The 19,704-nt window shown below is 33.1% G+C and carries 19 protein-coding genes; 6 read left to right on the forward strand and 13 right to left on the reverse strand.

Annotation, left to right across the window (positions count from 1 at the left end):
- Window positions 1–96: 96 nt before the first annotated feature.
- Genes ACYQ39_RS03370 through ACYQ39_RS03380 form a run of 3 tightly spaced genes read left to right on the forward strand, consistent with a single transcriptional unit; the run spans window position 97 to window position 1,890 of the window.
- Entirely contained in the window at window positions 97–798 is a 702-nt protein-coding gene (locus tag ACYQ39_RS03370; RefSeq protein WP_459840464.1) for a DUF421 domain-containing protein, read from the forward strand.
- Window positions 799–827: 29 nt separating this feature from the next.
- Window positions 828–1,199: a DUF4363 family protein gene (locus tag ACYQ39_RS03375; RefSeq protein ID WP_459840465.1), complete on the forward strand. Its 372-nt coding sequence runs from the start codon at window positions 828–830 to the stop codon at window positions 1,197–1,199.
- Between the two features lie 13 nt (window positions 1,200–1,212).
- Window positions 1,213–1,890 (forward strand): DUF421 domain-containing protein, encoded by a 678-nt coding sequence (locus tag ACYQ39_RS03380; RefSeq protein WP_459840466.1) that lies wholly within the window; start codon window positions 1,213–1,215, stop codon window positions 1,888–1,890.
- A 40-nt stretch (window positions 1,891–1,930) separates the two neighbouring features.
- Here the strand turns inward: ACYQ39_RS03380 and carB are convergent, their stop codons facing one another.
- Window positions 1,931–5,107, reverse strand: a complete 3,177-nt coding sequence (carB, locus tag ACYQ39_RS03385; protein WP_459840467.1) for a carbamoyl-phosphate synthase large subunit — start codon at window positions 5,105–5,107, stop codon at window positions 1,931–1,933.
- Between the two features lie 372 nt (window positions 5,108–5,479).
- Window positions 5,480–6,559: a glutamine-hydrolyzing carbamoyl-phosphate synthase small subunit gene (gene carA / locus ACYQ39_RS03390; RefSeq protein ID WP_459840468.1), complete on the reverse strand. Its 1,080-nt coding sequence runs from the start codon at window positions 6,557–6,559 to the stop codon at window positions 5,480–5,482.
- 170 nt (window positions 6,560–6,729) lie between these two features.
- Between carA and ACYQ39_RS03395 the strand changes: the two genes are divergently transcribed.
- Window positions 6,730–7,191, forward strand: coding sequence for a hypothetical protein (locus ACYQ39_RS03395; protein ID WP_459840469.1), 462 nt, complete (start codon window positions 6,730–6,732; stop codon window positions 7,189–7,191).
- A 115-nt stretch (window positions 7,192–7,306) separates the two neighbouring features.
- Window positions 7,307–8,089 carry a DUF2935 domain-containing protein gene (locus ACYQ39_RS03400; RefSeq protein ID WP_459840470.1) on the forward strand — a complete coding sequence of 261 codons (783 nt, stop codon included), beginning with the start codon at window positions 7,307–7,309 and terminating at the stop codon, window positions 8,087–8,089.
- 33 nt (window positions 8,090–8,122) lie between these two features.
- Here the strand turns inward: ACYQ39_RS03400 and ACYQ39_RS03405 are convergent, their stop codons facing one another.
- The 11 genes from ACYQ39_RS03405 to argC form a co-directional block, all read right to left on the reverse strand.
- The gene (locus ACYQ39_RS03405; protein WP_459840471.1) at window positions 8,123–8,572 is read right to left on the reverse strand and encodes a NusG domain II-containing protein; all 450 of its coding nucleotides are present in this window, start codon (window positions 8,570–8,572) and stop codon (window positions 8,123–8,125) included.
- A 25-nt stretch (window positions 8,573–8,597) separates the two neighbouring features.
- The gene (locus ACYQ39_RS03410) at window positions 8,598–9,323 is read right to left on the reverse strand and encodes an alpha/beta hydrolase (RefSeq protein WP_459840472.1); all 726 of its coding nucleotides are present in this window, start codon (window positions 9,321–9,323) and stop codon (window positions 8,598–8,600) included.
- 14 nt (window positions 9,324–9,337) lie between these two features.
- Window positions 9,338–10,309, reverse strand: coding sequence for a hypothetical protein (locus tag ACYQ39_RS03415; RefSeq protein WP_459840473.1), 972 nt, complete (start codon window positions 10,307–10,309; stop codon window positions 9,338–9,340).
- Window positions 10,310–10,435: 126 nt separating this feature from the next.
- On the reverse strand, window positions 10,436–11,746 hold the full coding sequence (locus ACYQ39_RS03420) for a cation:proton antiporter (protein WP_459840474.1): 1,311 nt from the start codon (window positions 11,744–11,746) through the stop codon (window positions 10,436–10,438).
- 82 nt (window positions 11,747–11,828) lie between these two features.
- Window positions 11,829–13,130: a cation:proton antiporter gene (locus ACYQ39_RS03425; protein ID WP_459840475.1), complete on the reverse strand. Its 1,302-nt coding sequence runs from the start codon at window positions 13,128–13,130 to the stop codon at window positions 11,829–11,831.
- Complete coding sequence (locus ACYQ39_RS03430) at window positions 13,127–13,585, reverse strand: CBS domain-containing protein (protein WP_459840476.1); 459 nt, start codon at window positions 13,583–13,585, stop codon at window positions 13,127–13,129. Before ACYQ39_RS03430 ends, ACYQ39_RS03425 begins: the two co-directional genes overlap by 4 nt.
- 4 nt (window positions 13,586–13,589) lie before the next feature.
- Window positions 13,590–14,537: a 1-phosphofructokinase family hexose kinase gene (locus ACYQ39_RS03435; protein ID WP_459840477.1), complete on the reverse strand. Its 948-nt coding sequence runs from the start codon at window positions 14,535–14,537 to the stop codon at window positions 13,590–13,592.
- Window positions 14,538–14,659: 122 nt separating this feature from the next.
- Window positions 14,660–15,859, reverse strand: a complete 1,200-nt coding sequence (locus ACYQ39_RS03440; protein ID WP_459840478.1) for an aspartate aminotransferase family protein — start codon at window positions 15,857–15,859, stop codon at window positions 14,660–14,662.
- Window positions 15,860–16,077: 218 nt separating this feature from the next.
- On the reverse strand, window positions 16,078–16,941 hold the full coding sequence (gene argB / locus ACYQ39_RS03445) for an acetylglutamate kinase (protein WP_459840479.1): 864 nt from the start codon (window positions 16,939–16,941) through the stop codon (window positions 16,078–16,080).
- Between the two features lie 176 nt (window positions 16,942–17,117).
- A complete protein-coding gene (gene argJ / locus ACYQ39_RS03450) occupies window positions 17,118–18,308 on the reverse strand; it encodes a bifunctional glutamate N-acetyltransferase/amino-acid acetyltransferase ArgJ (RefSeq protein ID WP_459840480.1) in 1,191 nt (396 codons plus the stop codon).
- Between the two features lie 69 nt (window positions 18,309–18,377).
- A complete protein-coding gene (gene argC, locus ACYQ39_RS03455; RefSeq protein WP_459840481.1) occupies window positions 18,378–19,406 on the reverse strand; it encodes an N-acetyl-gamma-glutamyl-phosphate reductase in 1,029 nt (342 codons plus the stop codon).
- Between the two features lie 129 nt (window positions 19,407–19,535).
- On the opposite strand from argC, the gene ACYQ39_RS03460 reads away from it, so the two are divergent.
- On the forward strand, window positions 19,536–19,694 hold the full coding sequence (locus tag ACYQ39_RS03460; RefSeq protein WP_459840482.1) for an aspartyl-phosphate phosphatase Spo0E family protein: 159 nt from the start codon (window positions 19,536–19,538) through the stop codon (window positions 19,692–19,694).
- Window positions 19,695–19,704: the final 10 nt, after the last annotated feature.

Here is a 19,704-nt window from a genome sequence, read left to right on the forward strand (position 1 = left end):
AGATAAAAATAGTATAATAAAATTATATATTCCAATAATATATATTGAAATTATTAACTTACTTAGACATTATACTTAAATAAAGGAGCTTAAATAGTGCTAATTATAAAAACCTTCTTAGCTTATTCTTTTTTACTTCTTTTAAGTAGAATAATAGGCAGAAAAATGATTGCTCAAATGACATTCTTTGATTTTGCAATTGGAGTTACTGCAGGAACAATAACTGCTAATATTGCTTTAGGAGCCAAAAGTACTAGTTCATCAGCTGCTATTGTTTTAACAGTTATCGCTTTATTAACTCTTTTAACTGATTACCTCCATCTAAAAAGTCACTTGTTTAGAAAATATATAAATTCTGAACCAGTAGTCCTAATCAGAAATGGAAAAATCATCGAAGAAAATATGAAGAAGACTCGCTATACTATTAATGATTTAATGATGCAATTAAGAAAGAAGAATATCTTTGATATAGGTGACGTTGAATTTGCTATAGTAGAGATTGATGGTAAAGTCTCAGTTGAACCAAAATCACAAAAACAACCTGTTACTCCACAAGATTTAAACTTATCTACTTCATATAAAGGATTGACTAAAGATCTTATAATTGATGGAGAAATAATGAAGGAAAATTTACATGATGCAGAATTAAATGAAAAATGGCTGATTACAGAACTTTCAAACAAAGGAATAAATGATATTAAAAAAGTCTTTTATGCAGGTTTAGATACAACAGGTAATCTTTATGTTTCTTTAAAACAACAAAGGAATGAAAAAGAAGGTGAACATGGATTAGAATAAAATAAGTAATATCTTTGGGAGGTGAAAGCATGTTTGATCGTTTAAGTACCCGCTATATTATTATGTTCTGTTGGATAATTGCTTTTATAGTTCTATGGGGCATATTACAGATGTCTTTGCCAGATAAACTTCTAGTTGATAATTTAAGTAATATTGAAGAATCTATTACAGCTGAAGATTGGGACTTAACTAATGAAAGGCTTGATAAATTAAAGAAAGAGTGGCATGATAATAGACTAGCAATCCAGATTAGTAATGGATCAGCAGAAGTTTATGAATTTGAAAGAGCATTAGGTCATTTGAAAATTTTAGTTAAACACAAAGATGACGATTCTATTGAGTATTTAGGTCTCTTAAAAGAAATATCTAAGAATATAACTGATGTCTTTCCAGGACCTTAAAGGAGTGATATAGTTGATAGATTTTATTTCTTATTCAATTAGAGTTATATTAATTTATCTCTTTACTTATTTTGGCACCAGAATGCTTTCTAAAAAAGCTATTGCTCAAATGACTGCCTATGAAATGGCAGGAGTTATAGTCTTAACTACTGTTTCTGCAGAACCATTAGTTACTAAAGTTACTACTAAAGCCTTATTTGGAACTGGATTACTTATTTTCTTAATAGTCTTAACAAGTAAATTAACACTTGTAGAGAAATTAACTCCCATTCTAGAACATAAACCAACAGTATTAGTTAAAGATGGCCAACTTGATATGTCTGCTCTAAAACAAATGGATTTAAGTCTAAACCAAATGAAGGGCTTATTGAGACAGAAAGGATATGATAAGGTTTCTGATGTAGAATATGCTATGTTAGAACCTCAGGGCCAACTATCTGTGATTCCTAAATCACAAAAAAGACCTGTTCAACCTAGTGACTTAAATATTAGTACACAATATGAAGGCTTAACAGTCCCTTTAATCATTGATGGTGTAATTATAGAGAAGAATCTTCAACATGTTAATTTAAATGAGAACTGGCTAAGAAGAGAGTTAAGTAACCAAGGAATTACTGATTATAAGAATGAAGTCAACCTGGCTGAATTAGATACTTCTGGAAACCTATTAGTATCTAAAAATAATGATTAAAAAAGGTGATATCTCCTATAGGAGATATCACCTTAGTAATTTAGTATTGGTCTAAACTTAAAGCCTTAAAGTCTTCAATATCCTGATCCAAAATCTGTAATAAAGCTTCTATAGTACCCAAAGAAGTCAAACATGGAATATTATACTCAACTGTATTACGTCGTAATTGGAAACCAAAACGTTCTGGAACCTTACCACGTGTTGGAGTATTTAAGACTAAATCAAGTTCTCCACTCTTGACTAAATCTAATGTATCTTCTTTAGCTACTGCTGTAACTTCAAGACCTTCCTCTTGTAAGTAAGAGGCCGTATTAGTAGTGGCTGTTAAGCTAAAGCCTAATTCATCTAGTCGACTAGCTAAGTTAACTGCCTTAGGTTTATCTCTATCTGCTACTGATAAGAGAACTTTACCTTCTTTAGGAATCTCAAACCCAGCTGCTAACATAGACTTATATAGAGCTTTAGGATAGGTTTCATCTGTACCCATTACCTCTCCTGTTGACTTCATCTCTGGGCCAAGGAAGATATCCACATCTGGTAGTTTAGAGAAGGAGAAGACAGGCGACTTAACTGTAATCAAGTCTGATTCTGGTACTACTCCAGTCTCATAACCTAAATCTGATAAACTCTCTCCTAACATAGCTTTAGTAGCTAGCTTAACCATTGGTACTTTAGTAACCTTACTTAAGATTGGTATTGTTCTACTGGCTCGTGGATTTACTTCTAAGACATATGGTTTACCATCTTCATCAATTACATACTGAATATTAACTAGACCTTTAGCATCAAGAGCTCTAGCTAATTTAATCGAATACTCTTCAATCTCAGACTTTAATTCAGAACTTAAAGTCTGAGTTGGATAGACAGCCATACTATCTCCAGAGTGGACTCCAGCTCGTTCTATATGCTCCATGATACCAGGAATTACAACTGTTTCTCCATCTGCAATAGCATCTACTTCAGCTTCTTTTCCTAGAATATACTTATCAATTAAGACTGGATGTGCTGGTGATACCTTAACTGCTCGTTCCATATATTCTACTAACTCTTCTTGGTTATAGACAACCTCCATTGCTTGACCTCCTAGAACATAAGAAGGTCTAACTAGAACTGGATAACCAAGCTCTTCAGCTACTTTGATGGCTTCCTGCTCTGTAGTAGCACTATCACCAGGAGGAGAAGGAATTCCTAAGTCTTGTAGTAAGTTTAAGAACTTATCCCTATCCTCAGCTAAATCCATACTCTCCATAGAAGTTCCTAAGATTGGAGCTCCTTTATCTTCTAATTCTTGGGCCAAATTAATTGAAGTCTGTCCACCAAACTGTAAAATGACTCCATCTACATCTTCATTTTCAACAATATTCATGATATATTCATGATTGATTGGCTCAAAATAAAGCTTATCAGAGGTATCAAAGTCAGTACTTACTGTCTCTGGATTATTGTTAGCAATCACTGCTTCTACTCCAGCATCTTTAAGTGCTTGCACACAGTGAACACTACAATAATCAAATTCAATACCTTGACCGATTCGAATTGGCCCTGCTCCTACTACTAATACTTTCTTACCTTCTGTAGTCTTACTTTCATCCTCTAATTCATAAGTAGAATAATAATAAGGCGTCTTCGCTTCAAATTCAGCTGCACAGGTATCTACCATCTTATAAGCAGGGTCTAGATTTAATGTCTTGCGCATCATCTTAATTCGTTCAGCTGTACTATCTACTAACTTAGCTAGATACTCATCTCCCATTCCCATACTTTTAGCTTCTTCTAACAGATCAATAGATAAGTTACCCTCTTCTTCTATCTGCTGTTTTAAATCAACTATATTAGCCAATTTATGAAGGAAGAAGGTATCAATTCCTGTCAGTTCAACTATTCTTTCAATAGTAATTCCTCTATCTAAAGCATCCACTAATAGGAATAGTCGTTCATCTGTCCGCTCTTTAATCTTTTCTTCTAATTCAGCATTAGATAAGTGACTGAAGTCAGCACTAGTTAAATCAATATCACTATCTAATGAATCAATCGCCTTAAGTAATGATTCTTCAAAATTACGACCAATAGCCATTACTTCTCCTGTAGCCTTCATCTGTGTCGTTAGATTTCTATCTGCCTTAGAGAACTTATCAAATGGCCAACGTGGAATCTTACTGACAACATAATCAAGAGCAGGTTCAAAGCAGGCTGTTGTCTCGCCAGTTATAGCATTCTCAATCTGGTCTAGAGTTGATCCCATAGCAATCTTGGCTGCTACTTTAGCTATTGGGTAACCTGTAGCCTTAGATGCTAAGGCACTAGACCGACTAACTCGAGGATTAACCTCTATTACTGAATATTCCATACTATCTGGGTTAAGAGCAAACTGAATATTACAACCGCCTTCAATTCCTAAAGCTCGAATAATCTTTAACGAGGCTGAACGTAACATATGATACTCTTTATCACGTAAAGTCTGGCTTGGAGCAACTACAATACTGTCTCCTGTATGAATTCCTACTGGATCAAAGTTCTCCATATTACAGACAATAATACAGTTATTATTACTATCTCGTAAAACTTCATACTCAATTTCTTTCCAACCAGCAATACTTCGCTCTAATAAGACCTGGCTGACAGGACTATTCTTTAGACCACGGCTAACAACCTCTTCTAGCTCTTCTTGGTTATCGACAATACCTCCACCAGCTCCCCCCATAGTATAAGCTGGTCGAATAATTAAAGGATAGCCTTTCTTCTGAGCAAACTCAAGAGCACCATCAATATCTTCTACAATTTGACTTTCTGTAATTGGCTCATTAATTTCTTTCATAAGTTGTTTGAATTGATCTCGATCTTCAGCCTGTTGAATTACATCTAGTGGTGTACCTAAAAACTCGACATCTTTACCATCTAAAAAGCCATCTTCAGCCAACTCAACTGCTAAGTTAAGTCCTGTCTGACCACCTAAGGTTGGCAGTACTCCATCTGGTTCTTCTTGTTCAATTACCTTCTTAACAAAATCTAAAGTTAATGGTTCAACATATACTTTATCAGCAATATTCTGGTCTGTCATAATTGTTGCTGGATTACTATTAATCAATACAACCTCAATACCTTCTTCTTGTAATGCCTTACAGGCCTGCGTACCTGAATAATCAAACTCTGCTGCTTGACCAATGATAATTGGCCCTGAACCGATAACTAATACTTTATTTATATCTGTATTCTCCATACTCTACTCCTCCCAGTTATTTAGTGTACAGTTTACAGTGAACAGTTGACAGTTAAAAAGCATAAAAAGCAAAACAAAATTAAGTCTAAGTCTTAGTTTGAGCCTAAGCAAACATAAACCTAGTGATTAATTTGCAATTTAAAATTGGCAATTAAAACAATAAATTCAAATCAAATAGGCTTGATATATCAAATCTCTACATTATATTTATCTTCTATTGTAAGAAATCAATACATAGTTATTTTCCTGTTTTGGAATTAAACACAAGGTTTAATTCCTACCAGACTGTTTCTCACACTGATTCCTAATTCCCTTTATTCATTATCATTTATTCTTTGACTTTAATTGTACATTGTTAATTGTCAATTGCTTTTATGCTGCTTCTTCTTGGCTCATAACTTCTAAAAAGTCTTTAAAAATATACTCAGAGTCCATTGGCCCAGGTGCTGCTTCTGGATGATACTGGACAGAAAAGATAGGAAGATGTCTATGTTTTAATCCCTCTACTGTATCATCATTTAGATTCCTATGTGTAATAATTAACTCCTCTGATAGACTCTCTTCCTTCAGAGCATAGCCATGATTCTGAGAAGTAATATAAACTCGACCAGTTTCTAAATCCTTTACTGGTTGATTACTACCTCGATGTCCAAACTTTAACTTATAAGTATCTCCACCTAAAGCCAATCCTAATACTTGATGACCTAAACAGATACCACAGATAGGAAGATTACCAATTAGCTCTTCTACTGTGTTGATTACTGCTGGTACATCTTGAGGATCGCCTGGGCCATTAGATACTAATAATCCATCAATATCTAAAGCCTTAATCATATCTGCACCAGTATGAGCTGGTAATACTGTTACCTTACACCCCTGGGCAACTAAAGAATCTAAAATACTCTGCTTGACTCCTAAGTCCAATACTGCTAAGTGATAATTAATCTCTTCTGCTTCTAAAGTATAAACTTCATCTGTTGTTACTTGCTCAACTACATTAGCAGACATCTTACTCTTTTTAGCTCTTTGAACTAAAGCATCAGGATCAGATTCTTCAGTAGAGATAATAGCCTGCATAGCTCCTTTTTCTCTAATATGCTTAGTTACAGCTCTTGTATCAATTCCTTTAATCCCAATAATATCCTGTTGAGCTAAATAATCTTCACTCTTACCTTCTAACTTCCAATTATTTGGCTCCTCACAGTTCTCTCGTACAATAAAACCAGATACCTGAACATCATCTGATTCTTCATCAGCATCATTAACACCATAATTCCCAATTAAAGGATAGGTCATAGTTACTAACTGACCTTTATAGGAAGGATCAGTCATTACCTCCTGATAACCAGTCATACTAGTATTAAATACTATTTCACCTGTTACTTCTCCACTAGCACCAAAAGATTCACCAATAAAATAACGGCCATCCTCTAAAGCCAAGATTGCCTTCATCTATATCAACCTCCTGAATTGTTATCTCTTGTTTTAATAATTATACATAAAGTTGTATTTTTATTCAAGCTTTGATTCAATTTTTTTAATATTAGTCGTTTTATCTGAAATATTTATACTTACTACTGCTAATAATATATAAGAGTATTCTAGAAAGGAGAATTTATATAATGAAGATAAAAGATAAGATCTTTTTAGGGACAGTTGCTGGAATAGGGGCCAACCTTATCAAAAATATTCTTGGTTATTTAATGTATCTATTAAATATCTCTCAACATCTTACCTGGCAACTTGCTGCTTCCACCTACTTCCCTAAAACAGAAGTAAATGGCTTACCAGCATTAATTATTGGAGCCTTTAATGATTTTTCTATAGCTATTATCTTAGGAGTAGTCACCACTTATATTCTCTACTATACTGGAACTGATCATTACTTAATTAAAGGCTTAATTACTGTTACTTTAGCTTGGTTATTAATTCACGGAGCAGGCCTTAAATTAGGAATTGCTAACATAAAATCTACTCATCCTAGTACTAATCTAGTACATTTAGTAGAACATTTAGTCTTAGGATTATTTACAGCTTGGCTAGCTATTAGATATGGAGAAGAAACTATACGTAGAAGAGAATAATAACTAAGGCCAACTTCTATTCTGAAGTTGGCCTATTTTGTCATAAAATAATAAATTATATCAGTCATATTCCTCACTACTTTACATAAAAGTGTAAAGAAAGGAGGAATTAATCTTGAATCAAGAAGTTTCTCGCGAAAGACTAAACTTAGTCTATTGGTTAGAGAGATTTAAAGAACATACTATCTTTATTAAACAAGGTCTTCCTTGCCAAAGAAGAGAGTTGATTGAACAGACGGAAAAACTCCAACATAAACTTAAACTACTCCAGAATGAAGCAGAAACTAAATCAAGAACCCCTTTTAATAAAGATGATAATCTACTAAAAGAAAGTATGATGGTTACTAGCGAACTACTCGACTTTAAACGTGAATTACTAGCTATGATTATTCAATGCCAACTACAATCTAACCTATATCCATTACTTATCGATCATACAGCTCGAGAAGCTGAAGAATTTATGAGTTTAACAACTATCTACCAAGAAAATGACTTTACCTTCTCTCAAGCTATTTTAGCCGAAGAGATTTTTTGGCTAAGAATCATGAAAGATCATAGTCAATTCCTTTGTCACCTTATTGACCCTTCAGAAACAAATTTTATTGCAAAATTAAGAGACTCTAAACAAAACTTCAATAATCTATATAACCAAGCACTAGATTTAGAATCAATGCTACAAGCCAACCCTTGTAACTTTCCTGCCGTCTCTCGCTTTACTGACAAAGTAATCAATAATACTAGAGAGCTGCATCAATTTAAAGAAGAAACCAAAGAATTACTAGCTGAATGCAAACTACTTTCTAGTACTAACCCTCTTTTTGCAGAACATACAGCTAAAGAAGCAAAACACTTTTTAATTATTATCAATCAAATTAAAAGCTACTTTAAAGAAAGATAAAAAAATAAGGAAGGATTTTTAATCCTTCCTTAACTAAAAAGTTCTCAGGTCAACATCTTGTTTTTTATTCTGTTCTCCTTCAATAGTTACTGTTAACTTGACTGGCATAGAAACAATCATCTGATGAGGTTGACTAATCCATCCCATCTGAGCATGAATAGGTAGTGGAGAGATATCCTTACTTAATCGTTCTAACCTTACCTTTCCTTCTTTCATTTGTAAGGTTCCTTGGTAATCTTCTCCTTCAAAAACAAAATCAAATTTAATCTTCTTCAACTGTTTATTATTAGTCAAAGGATACCTAACAAGTTCCTTATTATCTAAATTAACAACTACTTCTTGACTCTTAGATGTTTCTTCAGCCACAAGCTGTGGAGCAAAAAATATTAATAATAAACTCATTATTAAAATAATTAAAACTAATATCTTATCAGCAACTGTCATTATCTGATTTAATTTATTCAAACCTAACTTATTAGTCATTTTATCACCACTCTAAAGCTAATAATTATAAAAAATCAAGTATCTCTTTGTGTAATAAATTCTTTTCTGGGCCAATAGTACAGACATGTCCTGATTCATCTAACCATAATAGTTCTTTACTATCACTAGCTATTTCTTTATAAATTATTTCAGCACTAACTGGTTTAACTGTTTTATCCTGCTTCGATTGGATTACTAAAGTAGGAGAAGTTATCCTATCCAATCTCTTTTTGGCCAGTCTTATTAATTTTAATAGATCATGTACCGACTTTACTGGCAGCCCTGAATAACCTATATCATATTCATACTTATCTTCACTATCCTCCCAAGTTTCAAAGTCTTTAAAGTATTTCAAAATAGGAGCTAAATAAGCCTTCTTATCATAAATCTTAATTGGTGCAGCAATAGAAACTACCTTATCAACATCATACTCCTGGGCCAACAATAAAGATAAAACTCCTCCCATCGATAATCCCATAACATAGACTTGACTATAATCTTTGGCTAACTTTTGGTACTCCTGATCAACAGCTTCTAGCCAATCCTGCCAGTCTGTCTTAGACATCTCTTCTAAACTTGTCCCATGACCAGGTAATAAAATACCACTAACAGTATAATCTCCTTCCTGATGCAAGAACTCTCCTAATTGTCTCATATGAGCAGGTGTTCCTGTAAAGCCATGGATAATTAAACAAGCCTCATCTCCTCCTGTAAAGAAAAAAGGTTTGGCCAACTCATCTAAATAATCCATCACACTCCTCCTTATTACTTTAAGTCTCCTAAAGTATTAGTTCTTGGCTTATTATCTAAATTCAAGATTTCTGTATTAACTTCACCTCTACTAACCTTCTCAAGCCATGGTGCATCTTGTGAAGAATTTTCTTCTACTTCCTCCCATAATACAAATCTCCAGTTAACATCAATTTTACCTTTATTTAAATTACCTTGTACATCAGTTCCAACTAGATATTTCATTGCTTCATATGAAATATCTAGTCCTGCTCCATTAGTTTTACGCTCTTCTCCACTCCATCCTGTATCATATCCACTTTCAGCTAAAGGGCGTTTATCATTAGTACTAAATACATATTCTGGATCATAGACATTCCAAGGGCCAACATCTTCCCATTGAACATAAACATACTTCTCAGTTTTAGGATAATAAATCTCAATCCAACGATTCTTTACATCTGTAATTCCTTGATAAACCCTATTATTATAGCCAGGCTTATAAGGTAATGCACAATAATAATCATTTTCTTCTTTTAAATTATTACCCCAAGCAGCATATAAAGCATTTCCTTCACTATCAGTATCTTCAAAATACGTAGTTATAATCTTAGTGTGCAAATTAGCTACTATAGTTGGATGGGATCGTGTACTAATTTCGATTTCAAATGCTCCATTTTTAATTAACTTTAATTCAAAATAGACATTATCACTGACTTTTTCTAAATTAATTCCTGCAAAAGAGAAACTTTGATTCTTATTAGAAAGTTTGATACTTCTTCTAGCCAATTCTTTGTTACTACCTACTTCTTTAACAAATAGAATAATCTTTACATCTCCAGCTTTATTATTAAAAGCTAAAAACTTAGCTTTAACTGTAAAAGATTCACCTTCACTTATTGTCTTAGGATAATCAATAAATTGTAGTTGAAATTTGGAGTCCTTACTACAACCTATTACAAATACTAGTAATAATAGAATAAAAATTATTTTTTTAGAATGTGGCATTTCTCGCCTCCATCACTAATCTAATTTCTTAAATAATAGTTTATAGATCTTTTAGAGGTTTCTTTTTTGATATAATCATTTATTCATAATACTATAATAAAAAAGACACGAACTAACGTGTCCTTTTTACTCTGCTTGATTTTCATAATTCTGTACTTCTCCAGCTTGAACAATGGCATATTTAGTAGCCAATGGTCCAAAGACCTCTGTTAAAGCTGCTGTAAATAACAGCGTATTAAATACTAATAATCCAACTTCTGGAGCATTAGCAAAATCTTTCTGTACTGTATAAGCCAAAGCAATAGCTACTCCACTTTGAGGTAATAATCCAAATCCAACATATCTTTTAATCTTTTCTGGAGCATCACCTAACCAAGCCCCTAAAGAAGCTCCTCCTACCTTACCAGCAACTCTAGCAAAAGTATAAGCAAAGGCAATCAATAAGAAACTACTAGAACCTAAACTAGAAAACTTAATCTCTGTACCAGCTAAGATAAAGAATAGAGCATATAAAGGAACAGTTAAGGTTTCTAAATATTCTGCTATACCTAGATTTTTCTTAGCAAAGTTACGATAAGCAAATCCAACTGCCATATTAGTAATTAATGGTGATAAATGACTTAAAATTGCTACAGCTGAACTACCTACTATTGTTGTCACTAAAGTTAGGATCATCTTTGTCTTATCTTCTAATCCTGTCATAAAAAGTTGTGATAGATAACCAATTAGTAACCCTATACCTATTGAAGCTATTATTTCAACTAAAGGAACTAATAGAATATTAGTTATAGCTAGATCACCTGAACCAGAATATAAAATCAAAGCTAAAGGTTCTACTAGACTAAAGATAATCAAAGCTACTGCATCATCAATTCCTACAATAGCTAAGATCATGGAAGTCAATAAGCCTTTAGCATTATATTCTTGTAAAACCATTACTGTAGCAGCTGGAGCAGTAGCTGAAGCAATAGCTCCTAACAATATAGCTAAATATAAAGGTTTCCCTATAACAAAAAGTGTTAAAGTAACTAAAATAAAAGAACCAATAGCTTCTAATAAGACAATATAAAAAATATTTTTACCTAAATTTTTAAATATTTTAATTGACAATTCACTACCAATTGTAAAAGCAATAAATGCTAAAGCCAGTTGAGGAATATAATCTAAACTTCCTATTACAAAAGCATACCAAGCCTTCTGTCCTGCAGTTAAGAATGGTAACCTCTCTATTAAATCAACACTTAATAAAATTCCTAAAAAAACATAGCCCACTACAATTGGTACTTTATATTTCTTAGCCATCAAAACAATAAATAGTGCTGCAAGAATCAAGCCACCAACAATATAAATCACTTTATCTCCCACTTGATTCATTAATAACCATTCTTCAAACTCATATATCTCTTCAACAAGGCTCAATCTCTTTGTTGATTCCATATTTATCAAGCCACCTTTAATAGTATAAATTCCTAACTAACAATTATGCTCCTCCTGAAGCGGGACAAAGTTATAAACTTATTTATCCTCCATTTTTAACTTCAAGACTTGTAGCTTCTCCAGCTTCAGTAATAGCATATTTGGTAGCTAAGGGGCCAACTACTTCAGTAATAGCTGTCGTAAACAATAAGATATTAAAGACTAACATACCTACTTTAGGCAATTGAGCAAAGTCTCGTTGCACAGTATAAGCTAAAGCCACTGCCACACCAATCTGTGATAATAAACCTAACCCAATATATTTCTTAATCTTCTCATCAGCTTGACCTAGCCGAGCACCTAAAGAAGCTCCACCTATCTTTCCAGCAGCTCTTGTTAGCGTATAAACTAGAGCTGTAATTAAAAAAGTAGTTGAAGTAACAGCACCAATTCTGATTTTGGTTCCTGCTAACATAAAGAAGAGGGCATATAAAGGAATAGTTAATGTCTCCATATCTTCTGCTATACCTAAATTCTTCTTAGCAAAGTTACGATAAGCAAATCCAACTGCCATATTAGTAATCAATGGTGAGAGTTCAAAAAAGACAGCTGTAGCTGCTGCTCCTAAAACTGTTGCTACTAAAGTCAATACCTTCTTAGTCTTATCCTCAAAATCACTTAACAGTTTTACTGATATAAAACCAAAGACTAAACCAGTCATTACAGAACCAATTATCTCAAATAAAGGATGCAAGAAAGCATTAGAAATTGACAAGTTTCCTGAACCTAAAGCCTGAATTAGAGATATAGGTTCAGCAAAACTAAAGATTGTCAAAGCTACTGCATCATCAATACCAACTACAGCTAATAAAGTAGAAGTTAATGTACCTTCAGCATTATACTCCTTTAAGACCATTACTGTAGCAGCAGGAGCAGTAGCTGAAGCAATTGCTCCTAGAATTAGAGCTAAATAAAAAGGCTTTCCTAAAGCCAACATACCAGACATCACTAAAACAAAAGCACCAACAGACTCTAATAATACAATAAAGACAATCTTTTTACCTAAACTCTTTAAAATCTTAATTGATAATTCACTGCCTATAGTAAAAGCAATAAATGCTAAAGCCATATCGGCTACATAATCAAAATTCTCTATAGCAAAGGCATACCATTCTTTCTGCCTTTCAGCTAAGAAAGGCAGATTTTTAATCACACTAACGCTAAATAACATCCCTAAGAAGACATAACCTACTACAATTGGTACTTTATATCTCTTAGCAACTAGTACCACAGCTAAAGCCAAAATAGTAAATAGACCAACTATATAAAGGGATTTATTACTTGCTTGATTAGATAATAACCAGTGTTGTAATTGATATAATGTATGAACTGCTTCTAATTTCATCTTCTATCCTCTCCTACATCTAATAGATAGCAAAGCAAATCAGCCCGAGAAATATAACCTCGTAACTTTTCCTCCTCATTAACCACAAATAAATAAGATTCATCATTATTTAACATAATATCTGCTAAATTATCCATCTTAGATAACTCTTTAATAGGTACTGTATTAGTCGACATATATTCTTTTACTTTTTTATCTTTAATATCATCTAAATTTTCTGCTGCCTGATTAACTTCGTATAATAACCTATGGCTCTCCAAAAAACCATACTCTTCAGGAATAATATTCTTTAAAATATTTTTACCATAAATAGTACCTAAAAATTTATTCTCATGATCAACTACAGGCAGAACAGACATTTCAGTCCTATGCATTGCTTTAATTACATTATAAATTGAATCACTAGCACAGACTGAGTTCAAGGTTCGCATCATATATTTTTTAACTGTACTCACTCAGTTACACCTCCAATCTTTCTACTTTTATCTGATCTAGATGATTTTCGATTTCATCTCTTGTCTTCAAGAAGACATCCTTCTTTTCAGCTATATCTAAAGCAGCTGCTCCAGCATACTTATTAGCCTTAATAAAGTCAAAATTATTTTTGATTATATAATCAAAGAAACCTGCATTATAAGCTTCACCTGCTCCTAGCCAATTTCTTAAACAAAAATTCTTAGGTGATAAAGAATATACATTTTCTCCATCAAATAATAGCCGGTCACAATGATAAGGCAATAGTACATGCTGAGCCCCTTCTTCTATCAGTTTCTTACCAGCCCAAATATAATCCTCAAATTCAGAGACAGGCTTATCCAATATCTTATTAGTATGCTTAAAATAAGGTGCTACTACCTTAGGTTCTTCTTGTAAGGCTCTATTTAGAGCTTCTCCACTGGCATGAAGATAAACCTCTTTGCCTAGATCATGGCAGATCTTAGTTAGTCGTTGATAAATACTAAAGTTAACTCCTTCTGGAATCGAACCAGAGATCATAACAAAATCACTATCAACAATTCCTCTCTTAAATCGTTTAATCAGTTCTTTTACTTCACCTGGTTCAACACGATAAGTGTAATCATTATAATGAGTATAAGTTACTGGATCCTTCCCTATAATAAAAATATTGTTTCTAATTTCATTTTCAGTATAGATATAATTAGTAGTAATCTTATGTTCCTGTACCATACGTTCAAAAAATAGACCTTGTCGTCCTCCTACAAAGCCTATATTCTGTACATCAGAATGGCCAAGATTCTTTAAACTAATACCACTTAGAACCCCCTTCCCTCCAGGAGTAATGTTAATATCTTGGTCAGTATAAATATACTGATGTTCTTTAGGAGTATTCTCTGATACAAAATACTCTCTATCGATTGCTGGATTTAAAGTAACTGTTGTTATCATTATTCTTTTATCCCTCCTTAGAAATAATTATCTATTGTTATCTATTATACTACTTTACTAACATTTTTTAAAGCTAGATTTTTTTAAATACAAAAGACAGAGGAAATCCTCTGTCTAATCAACTAGCTTAATTCTTTTAGTATTTGATCTAAGTTCTTGACTACCTTAGTTACATGCTCTTGGTTAATAATTAAAGGTGGTAAGAATCTTAATGTATTCTGGCCAGCTGTTAAAATTAAAATCTGCTTATTAAAAGCTTGTTGCATAACATCTTTAGCTACTACATCTGAAGTTAACGTTACCCCTAACATTAATCCTTTTCCTCTAACTTCCTCAACAAACTGATACTTATCATTTAACTTCAATAATTCTTCTTTGAAGTAATCTCCTACTTTCTGAGCTTGTGTTAAAAATTCAGGCTCTAAAATCTTTTCTAATGTAGCATATGCAGCTCTACAAGCTAATGGATTCCCGCCAAATGTAGATGCATGATCTCCAGGTTCAAAAGCATTAGCAACTTCTCCTTTAGCTAAAATAGCACTAATTGGAACACCATTACCTAAAGCCTTAGCTGAAGTAAAGATATCTGGTTCTACCCCATAATTTTGATAAGCAAATAACTCTCCTGTTCTACCAATTCCTGTCTGCACCTCATCAAAAATAAGTAAAATATCCTGTTGATCACATAACTCTCTCAATCCTGCTAAATATTCTTTATTAGCTGGATTAACTCCACCTTCACCTTGAATTGGTTCTACCATTATTGCTGCTGTCTTCCCATCAACTGCTTCTTTAACTGCTGTTAAATCATTGTATGGTACAAACTCAAAACCTTTAGGTAACGGGGTAAAAGGTTTTTGATACTTTTCTTGTCCTGTAGCAGCTAAGGTAGCTAGTGTTCTACCGTGAAATGATTGATTGGCTGCTATTACTTTATATTTATTATTTCCTTGTTTCTTAAAATATTTTCTAGCTAATTTAATTGCTCCCTCATTTGCTTCAGCTCCACTATTACCATAAAATACTTTATCTGCGCAAGAGTTCTCTACTAATAACTTAGATAATTTAGTCTGAATTTCAAAATAATATAGATTTGAAGCATGTAGTAAATTCTCAGCTTGGTCTTTAATTGCTTCTGTAACCTGAGGATGGTTATGGCCTAAAGCATTAACTGCAATTCCAGCAGCAAAATCTAAATATTCAGTTCCATCTTCATCATATAGATAAACTCCTTGACCCCGCTTGGCTACTAAAGGAATTCGATCACCATAAACATCCATATAATATTCTTTATCAGCCTGAACTACTTCTTCTTTCTTCATACTTAGCACTCCTTTCACTTAGTAATTAAGAATTAACAATCTTAAAGATAATTGAACACAAAGTGATACAAATTTGATATTAAGTTAAGCTCTATATCAAGCCATGAGTCGTGAGCTATGAGCTATTAGCCAGTTCAAAATCAAAAATATAGATGAAATAGTTCAATAAAATTATAAGAGTTTTGTTTTTAAACTAACTCAGAACTCATAACTCATAGCTAATTACTAGATATCATTGTTCCAATACCCTGATCAGTAAAGATTTCTAATAGTAAAGCATGATCTACCCTACCATCTAAGATATGAGTTCGATTAACTCCATCTTTTAAAGCCTGCATACAAGAATTAACTTTAGGGATCATACCACCTACTATACTTTCTCCAATCATCTCTTCAGACTCTTTAATTGTAAGTCGAGAAATGAGTGAGCTGTCATCATCTGGATCAGCTAAGATACCTTCTACATTAGTCAATAGAATCAATTTTTCTGCTCCTAAAGCAGCAGCTATTTTACCAGCTACTAAATCAGAATTAATATTATAACTGGCTCCTGATTCATCAACTCCAACTGGAGCAATAATTGGTAAATAACTATTATCGATTACTGTCTTTAATAATTCTGGATTAATCTTCTTCACTTGTCCTACATAGCCTAAATCTAACTTTTTAGCTAAAGAATGTTGTTCTGCTTGAATCAAATTACTATCTGCACCTGATAAACCTACTGCTTTACTTCCAGCTTTATTAGCTAGCGATACTATCTGACTATTAACTTTACCTACTAATGTCTCTTCTACTACTTCCATTACCTTAGAAGTGGTAACTCGTAATCCATCTTTAAACTCTGTTTCTATATCTAATTTATCAAGATTCTGACTGATTGCTGGTCCTCCACCATGGACTAAGACAGGGTTGACACCTACATATTTAAGTAAGGTAATATCCTCTAATACTGAAGCCATTAACTCTGAATCTATCATAGCATTACCACCATATTTAATTACTACTGTCTGATTATAAAACTCTTTTATATATGGTAATGCCTCAATTAAAGTATCCGCTTTCTTAATTAATTCTTCCATGATTACACCTACCTTTATTTAGTTTATAATTTACAGTTTACGATTTACAGTTAGAACCATAAAGTCAAAACCTTTTAAACCACTAAACTATAAAAGAAGATAAAGATTTTGATTTTAACTGTAAACTACACACTGTACACTGTCAACTATTGATATAAAACTATGCTTTATATCAATCACGTATGATATTCAGCATTAATCTCAACATAATCATAACTTAAATCACAAGTCCAGACTTGAGCAGTATTGTCTCCTAAATTTAGATCAACTGTAATTACAACTTCATTATTAGATAATAAATCATCTGAGATAGTATACTTTTCTTCATTAGGGCCAAATACTGGTTGCCCATTAATCTTAACCTCTAACTCTTCTAACTTCATATCACCTGCAACTGAACCAAGTGCTGCTACTATTCTACCCCAATTTGGATCTTCACCAAAGATAGCCGTTTTAACTAACTTAGAATTAGCTATCTTCTTAACCATCTGTTGAGCAGTCTCTTTATCTGTAGCACCTGCTAAGTTAATCTCTACAAATTTAGTAGCTCCCTCACCATCTTTAACAATCTGTCGGGCCAACTTCCTACAAATATATGTTAAAGCATCTTTAAATTTCTGATATTCTTCATCTTCTTGATTAATAACTTGATTTTCTGCTTGACCATTAGCCAAGATTCCTACCATATCATTAGTACTCTGATCACCATCAACTGTAATCTGATTAAAGGAGTTATCAACTGCATCTTGTAAAGCCTTAGTTAATAATTCACCTTCTATTGCTACATCAGTAGTAACAAAAGAGAGCATTGTCGCCATATTAGGTTCAATCATGCCTGACCCCTTAGCAATACCACCTATTTTTACCTCTTGACCAGCTATTTTAAGTTCTATTGTTTCCTCCTTAAGATAAGTATCAGTAGTCATAATAGCTTGAGCAGCCTGATGACTACCATCTGTTTCTAAAGCAGTACAGACATCTTTAATTCCTCTCTCTATCTTATCAATAGGTAACTTATGTCCAATTATTCCAGTAGAAGAAACTAGTACTTCTTCCTGATCTAAATCCAATGCTTGAGCCGTTAGAGCAACCATCTTCCCTGCATCTTTCCAGCCCTGCTCTCCTGTACAAGCATTAGCATTACCACTATTGACTATAATTGCCTGTGCTTTACCATTCTCACAATGTTCTTTACTTATCTTAACTGGTGCTGCAGCAGCTTGGTTAGTAGTAAATACAGCAGCTGCTTGAGCCATTTTTTGACTATAGATTAAAGCTATATCATTTCCTTCTTCTTTAATTCCAGCTCTTACTCCTCCAGCCAAAAATCCTTCTGGAGCAGTAATTCCACCTGTTATTTCTTCCATTTTCCTTCCTCACTCGCCCTTCTTTATTCTTTTAAGAATTTGATTTTAACTATAAAGGTGAAAGTCGTCTTACAAATACAACCCTAACTTCTCTAAGCCTAATCCTTCCTCCCAACCTGCTAGTAAATTTAGATTTTGAATTGCCTGTCCAGCAGAACCTTTAATCAAGTTATCAATAGCCGATAAAATAATTACTCGACCTCGATCAGTAACTTGTAAACCAATATCACAATAATTAGATCCAGCAACATACTTTAATTCAGGCATTTCTTCTTCTCTAATTCTGACAAATTTATTTCCCTGATAAGCCTCCTTATACTCTGCAAGTAATTCTTCATCAGCTACCTCTTGCTTTAAATCAGCATAAATAGTAGCTAAAATCCCTCGTTTAACTGGTAGTAAATGAGGAGTGAAATTCAGCTCAATCTGATTATTAGACCATAAAGATAACTTCTCTTCTATTTCTGACTGATGGCGATGTTGACCTACTTTATATGCTTTGAAGTTACTATCTACTTCACAAAAATGAGTTCCTAAAGACAGTTTACGTCCTGCTCCTGTAGTACCAGATTTAGCATCAATAATGATACTATCTGCATCAATCAATCCTGCCTTTACTAATGGAGTAATAGCTAATAGAGAAGCTGTTGGATAACAACCTGGATTAGCTACCAATTGGCTCTCTTTAATTTCTTCTTTATTCAACTCTGGCAGTCCATAAGCCCCTTTCTTGAGTAAATCAGAACTTGTATGCTTCTGATACCATTCTTCATAAGTAGCTAAACTGTGGTAACGATAATCTCCACTTAAATCAATAACTGGTATTCCTGTAGCTAATAAATCAGGAACTATATCCATTGAAACTCCATGAGGTAAAGCAGTAAAGACGACATCAGAAGTTTCTGCTATCTGTTTTGCATCTAATGTCTGACATTCAATATCTATTTGACTCTTTAAATGGGGATAAATATCAGCAATCTCCTGCTTAGCAAAACTATTAGAGGTCAATACCTTAAGCTCTGCCTTAGGATGTTCATGTAATAATCTAACCAACTCTACACCTGTATATCCTGTAGCGCCGACTACGCTTACTTTCATAAATTATTTCCTCCTTATACACAACTGCTTTTTAATAATTATACATAAGTAAGTATAAAAATACAACAAATTATCCGTATAAAATCAAATTTATTAATCCATACTGTAAAATAAGGAGGAGACTTAAGTATGCAAGATAAAAATAATCTAAAAGAAAAGATAGAAGACTTAAGAGAAAAACTGAATCATATTGCTGAACACCAAGAAGATTATTCACAAGAAAGAATAGTAGAACTGAGTCAAAAGCTAGATAAGTTAATTAATAAAGTATTGAACAATAAAAAGTAACAGTATCAGA

Source organism: Halanaerocella petrolearia, assembly GCF_054657875.1.